We start from the raw sequence: 10,509 nt of genomic DNA, 5'->3' as shown, positions 1-10,509 counted from the left end.
GCCCATCCTGCCGAACGCGGTGAGAAGATCGCATCGTCGCCACCGCCTTCCATGCACCAGTTCCTGCCCTATGCCTGGTTCGGCGGACAGTGCGTCCCCTTTGCTGAAGCCACCCTGTCGGTGGCCACCCACGCGCTGCACTACGGCACGGGCGCCTTCGGTGGCATGCGGGCCCTGCCCAATCCGGCCGATAGCAACGAGATCCTGCTGTTCCGCGCCGATCGCCACGCCCGCCGCCTCAGCCAGAGCGCCCGGCTGCTGCTGACCGAGCTGGCGGAGCAAACGATCCACAGCGCCATCACGGCCTTTCTGCAGGCCAACCGACCCACCTGCCCGATCTACCTGCGGCCTTTCGTCTACACGAGCGACCTCGGCATCGCCCCGCGGCTGCACAACATCCAGACCGATTTCCTCATCTACGGCATCGAGATGGGCGACTATCTCTCCCCCGAGGGGGTCAGCTGCCGGATCAGCAGCTGGTGCCGCCAGGAAGATCGCTCCCTGCCCCTGAGGGGCAAGATCAGTGGTGCCTACATCACCAGTTCGCTGGCCAAGACGGAAGCCGTCAAGAGCGGCTTCGACGAGGCCCTGCTGCTCAACAGCCGCGGCAAGGTGAGCGAGGCCAGCGGCATGAATCTGTTCATTGTCCGGGACGGTGTGCTGATCACCCCCGGCGTCGATCAGGACATCCTCGAGGGCATCACACGGGCCAGCATCATGGAACTGGCGCGAGCGATGGACATCCCCGTGCTGGAGCGGGCCGTCGACAAGACCGAACTGATGATTGCCGATGAGGTGTTCCTCAGCGGTACCGCCGCCAGGGTCACCCCGGTGCGGCGGATCGAATCCACCGACCTCTCCAGCTATCGTCCCGTGATGGACCGTCTGCGCGACCGCCTCACGGCGATCACGGAAGGGCGCGATCCTTCCTATGACCACTGGGTCACCCGTATCCGCCTCGACGCCTGATGGTTGTCTCCGCCGCCATCCACTGCCCCACCGATCGCATCAGCTTCCTCGATTGGTTGCACGGTCCGGAACGTCCCGTGCTCGTCTTCGACGGCGCCACCGGCACCTCCCTGCAGGACATGGACCTGACGGCGGAGGATTTCGGTGGCGCGGCCCTTGAAGGCTGCAACGAAAACCTCGTCTTCACCCGGCCCGATGCGGTCCAGGCGGTCCACCGGCTGTTTCTCGAGGCTGGTTGCGACGTGATCGAAACGGACACCTTCGGGGCCGCTTCGATCGTGCTGGCCGAGTACGGACTGGAGGACCAGGCCTTCGCCATCAACCGCCGGGCGGGGGAACTGGCCCGTGAGATGGCCGCGGCCTTCAGCACCCCCACCAAGCCCCGATTCGTGGCGGGGTCCATGGGTCCCACCACGAAGCTGCCCACCCTGGGCCACATCGACTTCGACACGATGAAGGCCTCGTTCCGGGAGCAGGCCGCCGGTCTGATTGCCGGGGACGTCGACCTGTTCATCGTCGAGACCTGCCAGGACGTGCTGCAGATCAAGGCGGCCCTGCAGGGGATCGAGGAGGCCTTCTGTGCCGCTGGGGAGCGGCGGCCTTTGATGGTCTCCGTCACGATGGAAACCACCGGCACCATGCTGGTCGGCTCCGACATCGCCGCCGTGGTGGCGATCCTGGAGCCCTTCCCGATCGATGTACTCGGCCTCAACTGCGCCACGGGGCCCGAGCAGATGAAGGAGCACATCCGCTACCTGAGTCAGCACAGTCCCTTCGTGGTGAGCTGCATTCCCAACGCGGGACTGCCGGAGAACATCGGCGGAGTGGCCCACTACCGGCTCACCTCCACCGAGATGCGGATGCAGATGATGCACTTCGTTGAGGATCTCGGTGTCCAGGTGATCGGTGGCTGCTGTGGCACCACCCCGGCCCACATCGGCGCGCTGGCGGATCTCGCCGCCGGCCTGAAGCCCGCCCCCCGCGAGGTGCGGCTGCCGCGGCAACGGCTGGAGCGACCGCCGCTCCACTACGAGCCGGCGGTGGCCTCGATCTATGGCGTCACCCCCTACTTCCAGGACAACTCCTTCCTGATCATCGGCGAGCGGCTCAACGCCAGCGGCTCGAAGAAGGTGCGGGAGCTGCTCAATGCCGAGGACTGGGACGGCCTGGTGGCGGTGGCCCGGGGCCAGGTGAAGGAGAACGCCCACGTGCTCGATGTGAACGTCGACTACGTGGGGCGCGACGGGGTCAAGGACATGCACGATCTGGTGAGCCGCCTGGTCACCAACGTCAACCTGCCGCTGATGCTCGACTCCACCGAGTGGCAGAAGATGGAGGCGGGCCTCAAGGTGGCCGGCGGCAAGTGCATCCTCAACTCCACCAACTACGAGGACGGCGACGAACGCTTCTTCAAGGTGCTCGAACTGGCTCGGGATTATGGCGCCGGCGTGGTGGTGGGCACGATCGACGAGGAGGGCATGGCCCGCACCGCCGAGCGCAAGTTCGCCATCGCCCAGCGGGCCTACCGGGATGCGCTCGAGTTCGGCCTTCCAGCCCACGAAATCTTCTACGACCCCCTCGCCTTACCCATCTCCACCGGCATCGAGGAGGACCGGGCCAACGCGGCCGCCACGCTCGCGGCGATCCGCCGGATCCGCAGCGAACTTCCTGGTGTTCACGTGGTGCTGGGGGTCAGCAACGTCAGTTTCGGGTTGTCTCCGGCCGCCCGCATCGTGCTCAATTCCGTCTTCCTGCAGGATTGCTGCGACGCTGGTATGGATGCCGCCATCGTCAGTCCGGCGAAGATTTTGCCGATGGCGAAGATCAGCGAGGAGCACCAGCAGATTTGCCGTGATCTGATCCACGACCGCCGGCGTTTCGAGGACGGCATCTGTGTGCATGATCCCCTCACTCTGTTGACCACCGAGTTCGAGGGGGTGAGTGCCAAGGAGGCCAGGGCTTCGGGCCCTTCGCTGGCCGATCTTCCGCTCGAGGAGCGGCTTAAGCAGCACATCATCGACGGCGAGCGCATCGGTCTGGAGGCGGCCCTCCAGCAGGCCCTGGTGGAGCATCCACCACTGAAGATCATCAACACCTTCCTGCTGGATGGCATGAAGGTGGTGGGTGAACTGTTCGGCTCCGGCCAGATGCAGTTGCCCTTCGTGCTGCAGAGCGCCGAAACGATGAAGTCGGCGGTGGCCTTTCTCGAGCCGCACATGGAGCGCAAGGAGGGAGAATCGAGCAGCAAGGGCAAGTTCCTGATCGCCACCGTCAAAGGCGACGTGCATGACATCGGCAAGAACCTTGTGGACATCATCCTCACCAACAATGGCTATGAGGTGATTAACCTGGGCATCAAGCAGAGCGTCGATGCGATTGTTGAAGCGCAGCGTCTGCACGGGGCCGACTGCATCGCCATGAGTGGCCTGCTGGTGAAATCCACCGCCTTCATGAAGGACAACCTGGATACCTTCAATGCGGTCGGAATCTCCGTGCCCGTGATCCTCGGTGGTGCGGCCCTCACCCCCCGCTTCGTCCACGGTGACTGCCGCCAGGCCTACCGGGGCCAGGTGATCTACGGCCGTGACGCCTTCGCCGACCTGCGTTTCATGGACGCGCTGATGGACGCCAAGACCGGCGGCCGCTGGGACGACCACGACGGTTTCCTTGATGGCGCGCCCGAGGGTCTGGGTCTGGGGGACCCCGCCGCCCCGGCGGCAGCCGCCGAGGAGCCCCCACAGGAGGCCTCCACGGTGAGCCCCATCGCCGCTCAGGCCGAAGCCCCACCGGCCGCCAGCGAGGAGCGTTCCGAGGCCGTGCCGGCCGAAACGGCGATCGCCCCGCCGTTCTGGGGCACCCAGGTGCTCACCGAGGCGGCCATCGACCTTGACGAGGTCTTCGCCTATCTCGATCGCAACGCCCTGTTCGCCGGCCAGTGGCAGCTGCGCAAGACCCAGCAGCAGAGCCGCCAGGAGTACGACGCGATGCTGGCCGAGACGGCGGAGCCGGTGCTGCAGGAGTGGCTCGGTCGCTGCCGCAACGAAGGCCTGCTCACCCCCCGGGTGGCCTACGGCTACTTCCCCTGCGGCCGCGACGGCAATGGCCTGGTGGTGTTCGACCCCGAGGGGATGGCGGCCGGGGCGCCACCAGCGGCCGGCGGACAGGAGCTGGGCCGCTTTGTTCTGCCCCGCCAGCGGGGAGGCAACCGTTATTGCATCGCCGATTTCTACCGCGATGGCGTCACCGGCGCTGACGGCTCCCTGCGGCCCGCGGATGTGCTGCCGATGCAGGCCGTCACCATGGGGGAAGGCGCCACCAGCTTCGCCCAGGAGCTCTTCCGGGCCGATCGCTACACCGATTACCTCTACTTCCACGGCCTGGCGGTCCAGATGGCCGAGGCCCTGGCCGAATGGACCCATGCCCGCATCCGGCGGGAGATGGGATTCGCCGCCGACGAGCCCTCAGCCCTGCGGGACGTGCTGGCCCAGCGCTACCGAGGCAGCCGCTACTCCTTCGGGTACCCCGCCTGTCCGAACGTGGCCGACTCCCGCCAGCAGCTCGCCTGGCTGGACGCTGACCGCATCGGCCTGACCATGGACGAGAGCGACCAGCTGGAGCCGGAGCAGAGCACCACCGCCCTGGTGGCCCTGCACAGCCAGGCCCGGTACTTCAGCGCCTGAGGCTCCCAGGGCCATGGCAGGCTTTGGGCTCCCTTTGCCTCCCTCGCCATGGCCATCGCAGGACCCGGCGGCGTCGATGATGCCATTGCGGCCGGTGTCGACCTTGACGGCACGCCGATTCCGGCCGCCATGCTTGCCCTCTATGGCGAGGTGATGGAGCTGGAGGGCCGCCGGGCCCGCAGTGGGGTCCAGAAGTCGATGCGCAACCGGATCGTGCGCACCGGTGCCAAGCACCTGGATCGACTCACCCTCGACCAGCGTCTGCGGGAAGCGGGCTGGGACGGGCTCAAGGACAAGGAAATCGCCTTCTTCTACGGCTGAGCCCCGGGGGCGCCTTCGGGCGCCTTCAGCTGCACAGCTCCTCGAGACTGTCGATCACCTCCTGCTGGAACGCGTCGAGGGCATCGGAATCGCTCAGATCGATGCCCTCACCGGCCGCGTTCTGGGTCAGTTCCTGGAAGTGGAAGGCGCCTTCGCCATGGGCCAAAAACTCCATGGCGGAGGGCTCACCGCTTTCCTTGTAGGCGTCGCAGAGGGCCAGGAAGGCCGCATCCTCGGTGAAATCCCAGCTCATGAAGGGGGTCGTGCTGAAAGACCTTTAACGCCTCCCCCCCGGAATTCGTCAACCTCCTGGCCGCTTTTTGTGCCAGTCCTCCGTCAGACTCCGCCCACACCGTCACCTCCCGGGCCTTGGCCGCTTCCTCCCTGCAGCCCCCAGCCGAACCGCGCAACGTCCTGGGTGAACCCTTGCAGGAGTGCGGATGTACACCCCTCACCGGCTGGTTCCGGGACGGCTACTGCCACGACGATCCCGCGGATTTCGGCCGCCACACGGTCTGCTGTGTGGTGAACGAGGCCTTCCTGAATTACAGCCGCGCCCAGGGCAACGACCTCTCGACGCCGGTGCCGGCCCATTCCTTTCCCGGCCTCCGGGCCGGGGATCACTGGTGCGTCTGTGCCGCCCGCTGGCTGGAGGCCTACGAGGACGGCATGGCTCCGCCGGTGCGGCTGGAGAGTTCCGCCCTGGCTACCCTGCAGGTGATCCCCCTCGAGGTGCTGCGCGGCCACGCGGCCTAGCCCGCCTCACCAGGGCACCGGCTGGCCGTCCCAGGCCAGGAAGGCGCCACTGTTCGCGGCCGTCTGCCCCTCCAGCACATCGAGCAGGTGGGAGGCGGAGCGTTCCGGCGTGAACAGGGCCGAGGGGGCCTGGGAGCCGCTGAAGGGGGCCGAGAGCGGGGTGGCGACCGTGCCTGGATGGAGCAGGGTCACGCAGGCCTGGGGCAGGCGGCGCTGCCACTCGATCGCCAGGGTGCGCAACAGCTGGTTCTGGGCCGCCTTGGCCGCCCGGTACGAATACCAGCCCCCCAGGCGGTTGTCGCCGATGCTTCCCACCCGGGCCGAGAGGCTGGCGAAATACACCGGACGATCCCTCGGCAGGGCCGGCTCGATCGCCTGGGCCAGCAGCAGGGGCCCGAAGGCGTTGACGGTGAAGCTGCGCTCCAGGGCCTGGCGACGCACCTGACCGAGGCGCTTTTCCGGCTGCAGCGCCCCGTCGTGCAGCAGCCCGGCCGTGTTGATGACGACCCTCAGGGGGAGCAGTTCCCGGGCGGCCATGGCCGAGAACCGCTCCAGGCTGCCGTCGTCACTCAGGTCAAGTGGCAGGTCCGCACCGCGGCGCCCGGCGGTGCGGACCCGCAACGACGGCGCCCGGCGGGCCAGTTCGGCCGCCAGGGCAAGGCCCAGCCCCCCGGGCCCCACGATGAGGGCCTGGCCTTCCCAGGCCTGCCAGGGGGAGTTGGGGGCGGTTTCCATGGCGGGTCTGGGGATGGCGCATGATGGCAAGGCCATCTTGGGAACCGCCCCTCGCGTAGTTCCATGCGTCTGCGCATCACGGTGCTGGGTCGGGGGGCCTGGGGCGGCACGTTGCTGCGACTCTGGGAACGCCAGGGCCACCGCCTCCACAGCTGGTCGCGGCGGGATGGGGGAGATCCGGCAGCGCTTCTCGACGATTGCGACCTCGTGGTGGTGGCCGTCTCCATGGTGGGTGTGACCCCCCTGGCGCTGCAGCTGCAGGCACACTGGCCAGCTGGCCTCCCCCTGTTGAGCTGCAGCAAGGGCATCGATCTGGACAGCCTCTGCACCGCCAGCCAGCTGTGGCGGCACCATCTGCCCGAGGTGCCACTGGGGGTGTTGAGCGGGCCGAATCTGGCCGCTGAACTGGAGCGGGGGTTGCCGGCCGCCAGCGTGCTGAGCAGCAGGGATCCCGACCTGGCCCGTCACCTGCAGGAGCAGCTGCGGGCCCCCCACTTCCGCCTCTACACGAACGCCGATCCCATTGGCACCGAGGCCGCCGGAGCGCTCAAGAACGTCATCGCCCTCGCGGCCGGCATCAGTGATGGGCTGGGACTGGGGGCCAATGCCAAGGCCTCCCTGCTCTGCCGTGGCTTGTCGGAGATCGCCGTGGTGCTGCAGGCCCTCGGCGGCCAGCCCAGCACCCTCTACGGGCTGGCTGGCCTGGGGGACCTGCTGGCCACGGCCAACAGCAGCCTGAGCCGCAACTACCGCTTCGGCAGCCTGCTCGCTGACGGCTGTGACGAGGGCACCGCCCTGGCCAGGATCGGCGCCACCGTGGAGGGAACCCGCACGGCCCGGGCCACCCTGGCCCTGGCTGAGCGCGAGGGGTGGCAACTACCGATCTGCGGCCAGGTGGTGCGGCTGCTGGCGGGCCAGGTGGAGGCTCGCCAGGCGGTGCAGGAGCTGATGCAGCGGGATCTGAGGGCGGAAGCGGCCCCCTGAACGCTGGGTGCAATGCCGCGACCGTCCTGCGCCGGAGGGCTCAAGGGCCGCGTTTTCCGGCATGATCCGGCTACTCCCTTGTGGAACCTTTCCGTGCGCCGGCACTTCACGGCCGCCATCGCCGTTTTCCTTGCCAGTGGCCGGCGTCTGCTTCGGGGTTGTCGGCGCCACCCCATCCTGCTGACCGCTCCCCTTGCGGTCGTGGCGGTGGGTGCAGGCTTTGCCGCCCAGGACCTGCTCCCAGGCCCCCGGTCCGCTGGGCAGCCGGATCTGCTCGAAGCCCTGATTGCCCAGCCCCGGGAGGTCTCGCAATCGTCCGCCACCGCGGCGGAATCCCCAGACAAGGACCTCCTGACTGCGACGTCACTGCGGGCCCAACGCACCAGCCTGAACCATCCCGACCCCTCCCTGGTGGAACCGGACGCAGGGCCGGAGGTGCCGCTGGAGATCCGCGTCGCCCTGCTGGGGGCCTCCGCCTCCCCCCAGCTCAGGGCTAGTGGCTACTGGCGACTCGTCGATCGCGATGGACGCACCGTGCAGGATGGCGGCCCCGACACCTCCCCCGACCTGGGTGCGGCCATGGCGGGCCGGGCCGAGGTGTGGATGGAGACCGGTTCGGGCCAAAGCCTGCTGGTGGATGGCCGGCCCTATGAGGGCCGGTTGAGGGTGCTGCGTGGATCCGGTGGCCTGCAACTGGTTAACCACCTCTCCCTGGAGCGGTACATCAGCTCGGTGGTGGGGGCCGAGATGCCCAGCAGCTGGCAGATGGAGGCCCTCAAGGCCCAGGCGGTGGCGGCCCGCTCCTATGCCATGGCCCACATGGCCCGCCCGGCCAGCGCCCACTGGCATCTGGGCGACACCACCCGCTGGCAGGCCTACCGGGGCCTGAGCAGTGTCAACCCCCGCACCCGCCAGGCCACCAGCAGCACCTCCGGGGTGATCCTGAGCTACCAGGGAGGCATCGTCGAGAGCCTCTACGCGGCCACCACACGCATCACCCAGGAGGCCCATGGCCATCTGGGCGCCAGCATGAGCCAGCACGGCGCCCAGGATCTGGCCGAGCAGGGCCTGCGTTACAACGAGATCCTGGGGCGCTACTACCAGGGCGCCTCCCTGGCCCGTCTGCAGGCCGGTGCGAGCTGAACGCCATTGGCAGCGAGCCAGGGAGGTGTCGGAGCGGGCCCGCCTGGGGGGAGCCCTGGTGCCCCTGGAGACGTGTCTTCTGGACATTCCCGGCACTGAGCCCTTCATCGTTCGCCAGCTCCTCGCCTCCACGCCCCGTCACCTGCGCCAGGGGGGGCCGCGCCCCAACCCCTTTCTCCCCTGGGACAGACCCCTGGAGGTGGACCTGCTGGGGCCCGCCCACGTGCTCCTGCTCAACAAGTACCCGGTGCAGGAGGCTCACCTGCTGGTGATCACCCGCGACTGGCGGCCCCAGGGCGGCTGGATCGAGTCCCCGGACTGGCAGGCAGTCCAGCTGGTGAGCCAGGACACCGGCGGGTTGTGGTTCTTCAACAGCGGTGCCCGCTCCGGGGCCAGCCAGCCCCATCGGCACCTGCAGTTGCTGCCGCGCCGGCAGGGCGAGCCCAGCTGCCCCCTGGCCCCGCTGTTTCTGGCCCAGCTGGCGGGGATCGAAGCGTCCTGGAGCTGGGACTACCGCCTCAGTCGGCGCACCGATCCCTACGGCGGATCCGACCTGGCGGAGCTCTACCTCGCCCATGCCGGCGCGCTCGGCCTCGGGGATCCCCGCCGCGACAGCCAGCCCCTGCACCCCTACAACCTGCTGTTCGATGACCAGTGGTTCCTGAGCGTGCGGCGGGTGCGGGAGCACGGCGCCGGCTTCAGCGTCAACGCCCTTGGCTTCGCGGGGTTTCTGCTCAGCACCGAGGGCTCCGACAGGGGATGGCTGGAGGCGCATGGTCCCTGGACCCTGCTGGAGCATGTGGCGGCCCCTCGTCCCTGAGCCAGCACGTCAGGACCTGATCGGACGGCAGCGGAAAACTTACGTGGTTTCACGGTTGCGGCATTCGACACACCTGCCCCTCTCTGGAAAGGAGACCAGCCCAGGCTCAACCGCCCAGACCATGACCCCATCCCCCAGCCACCAGACCCAGTCCTGCCGCGCCAGCCGCAATCGCCGTGTCGAGCAGTACCGGGCCGTGGTCCGTCCCCTCGCCCTGCACTACTCCCGCTGCAGCCGGGAATCCATCGACGATCTGCTCCAGGTGGGCCTGATGGGGTTGATCCGGGCCGCCGAGCTTTACCGCGAAGACCGTCACACACCGTTCGAGGCCTTCGCCAGGCCCCACATCCGGGGGGCGATCCTGCACTACCTGCGCGATGCCGCCCCCCTGGTGCGTCTGCCGAGGCGGCAGGCGGAACTGCAGGAGCGGTTCAACCGGCTGCAGCAGCATCCCTTGCTCCAGGCCGATCCCCGGCAGGGAATCACGGTCCTGAGCCGGACCCTTGGCGTCACCCCCACGGAATGGCACCGACTGGAGGTCCAGCGCCTGCTGGCGAGGCCCGCCAACCTTGACGATCCGTCCCTTGCCGAGTCTGTGTCAGCCCACGCCAGCGTTGAGCCCTGCGGTCTGGAGTCAGCCGGTCCCTCGGTGGCAAGCCTGCTGGCCCTGCTGGAGCCCCGCCAGCAGCTGGTGGTGCGCCAGGTGGTGCTGGCGGGCTGGAGCTACCGGCGCCTGGGGCGCCAGATGGAGGTCAGTCCGATGACGGTGAAAAGGCTGCTGCACAAGGGTCTGGAGCAGCTGCGCCAGCACCTGGAGGCCGGTGGCTTCAGCCCTGGTGGTCGGCCTGATCGCGCTGCATCTGCCGTTCCAGGGTGCTGATGGCGGCGTTCAACGCGGCCAGCTGGCGTTCAATGCCATCCCGCCAGAAACTCATCATGCGCAGCTTGCGTTCCTGATACCGCCGCAGGGCACCGCTTCCGGACTCCGAGCCGGAGCAGGTCCCGAAGGGAGGAATCATGACAAAATTCTGCAGAGTGGGACCGTTCTAGCGAGCCCGCCGTTCCATCCGGGGCTCCCCAGGCGCAAGCACCCCCCAGTGA

Annotated in this window: 11 protein-coding genes; 8 read left to right on the top strand and 3 right to left on the bottom strand. The window is 68.3% G+C overall.

The features are described from left to right. Window positions 1-51: 51 nt before the first annotated feature. From KBZ12_RS01810 to KBZ12_RS01800, 3 genes are read left to right on the top strand one after another with little or no spacing between them, the layout of a single operon-like run. On the top strand, window positions 52-969 hold the full coding sequence (locus tag KBZ12_RS01810; protein ID WP_254955967.1) for a branched-chain amino acid transaminase: 918 nt from the start codon (window positions 52-54) through the stop codon (window positions 967-969). Beyond that, window positions 969-4,649 carry a methionine synthase gene (metH, locus tag KBZ12_RS01805; RefSeq protein ID WP_254955966.1) on the top strand — a complete coding sequence of 1,227 codons (3,681 nt, stop codon included), beginning with the start codon at window positions 969-971 and terminating at the stop codon, window positions 4,647-4,649. Before KBZ12_RS01810 ends, metH begins: the two co-directional genes overlap by 1 nt. 48 nt (window positions 4,650-4,697) lie before the next feature. Then, window positions 4,698-4,970 carry a DUF4090 family protein gene (locus tag KBZ12_RS01800; RefSeq protein WP_254955965.1) on the top strand — a complete coding sequence of 91 codons (273 nt, stop codon included), beginning with the start codon at window positions 4,698-4,700 and terminating at the stop codon, window positions 4,968-4,970. Window positions 4,971-4,995: 25 nt separating this feature from the next. Here the strand turns inward: KBZ12_RS01800 and KBZ12_RS01795 are convergent, their stop codons facing one another. Next, entirely contained in the window at window positions 4,996-5,223 is a 228-nt protein-coding gene (locus KBZ12_RS01795) for a hypothetical protein (RefSeq protein ID WP_254950716.1), read from the bottom strand. Between the two features lie 116 nt (window positions 5,224-5,339). Between KBZ12_RS01795 and KBZ12_RS01790 the strand changes: the two genes are divergently transcribed. Next, the gene (locus KBZ12_RS01790) at window positions 5,340-5,726 is read left to right on the top strand and encodes a DUF2237 family protein (RefSeq protein WP_254955964.1); all 387 of its coding nucleotides are present in this window, start codon (window positions 5,340-5,342) and stop codon (window positions 5,724-5,726) included. Between the two features lie 6 nt (window positions 5,727-5,732). Here KBZ12_RS01790 and KBZ12_RS01785 read toward each other — a convergent pair whose 3' ends face one another. Continuing rightward, window positions 5,733-6,461 carry an SDR family oxidoreductase gene (locus tag KBZ12_RS01785; protein WP_254955963.1) on the bottom strand — a complete coding sequence of 243 codons (729 nt, stop codon included), beginning with the start codon at window positions 6,459-6,461 and terminating at the stop codon, window positions 5,733-5,735. A gap of 63 nt (window positions 6,462-6,524) precedes the next feature. On the opposite strand from KBZ12_RS01785, the gene KBZ12_RS01780 reads away from it, so the two are divergent. From KBZ12_RS01780 to KBZ12_RS01765, 4 genes are all read left to right on the top strand, one after another. Next, entirely contained in the window at window positions 6,525-7,445 is a 921-nt protein-coding gene (locus tag KBZ12_RS01780; protein WP_254955961.1) for an NAD(P)H-dependent glycerol-3-phosphate dehydrogenase, read from the top strand. 78 nt (window positions 7,446-7,523) lie between these two features. Beyond that, window positions 7,524-8,588 (top strand): SpoIID/LytB domain-containing protein, encoded by a 1,065-nt coding sequence (locus KBZ12_RS01775; RefSeq protein WP_254955960.1) that lies wholly within the window; start codon window positions 7,524-7,526, stop codon window positions 8,586-8,588. Then, entirely contained in the window at window positions 8,578-9,408 is an 831-nt protein-coding gene (locus KBZ12_RS01770; protein WP_254955959.1) for a DUF4922 domain-containing protein, read from the top strand. The genes KBZ12_RS01775 and KBZ12_RS01770 overlap by 11 nt, the downstream gene beginning before the upstream one ends. Window positions 9,409-9,529: 121 nt before the next feature. Further along, on the top strand, window positions 9,530-10,288 hold the full coding sequence (locus tag KBZ12_RS01765) for a sigma-70 family RNA polymerase sigma factor (protein ID WP_254955958.1): 759 nt from the start codon (window positions 9,530-9,532) through the stop codon (window positions 10,286-10,288). Here KBZ12_RS01765 and KBZ12_RS01760 read toward each other — a convergent pair. Then, window positions 10,236-10,427, bottom strand: coding sequence for a sigma factor SigF (locus KBZ12_RS01760; protein ID WP_254955957.1), 192 nt, complete (start codon window positions 10,425-10,427; stop codon window positions 10,236-10,238). The two genes, KBZ12_RS01765 and KBZ12_RS01760, sit on opposite strands and share 53 nt — an antisense overlap. Window positions 10,428-10,509: the final 82 nt, after the last annotated feature.

It is taken from the genome of Cyanobium sp. Cruz CV13-4-11, assembly GCF_024346055.1.
Lineage (GTDB): Bacteria > Cyanobacteriota > Cyanobacteriia > PCC-6307 > Cyanobiaceae > Cyanobium.
The sequence above is the reverse complement of the archived record's forward strand: the minus strand, read 5'-3'. Positions and strand labels throughout refer to the sequence as shown.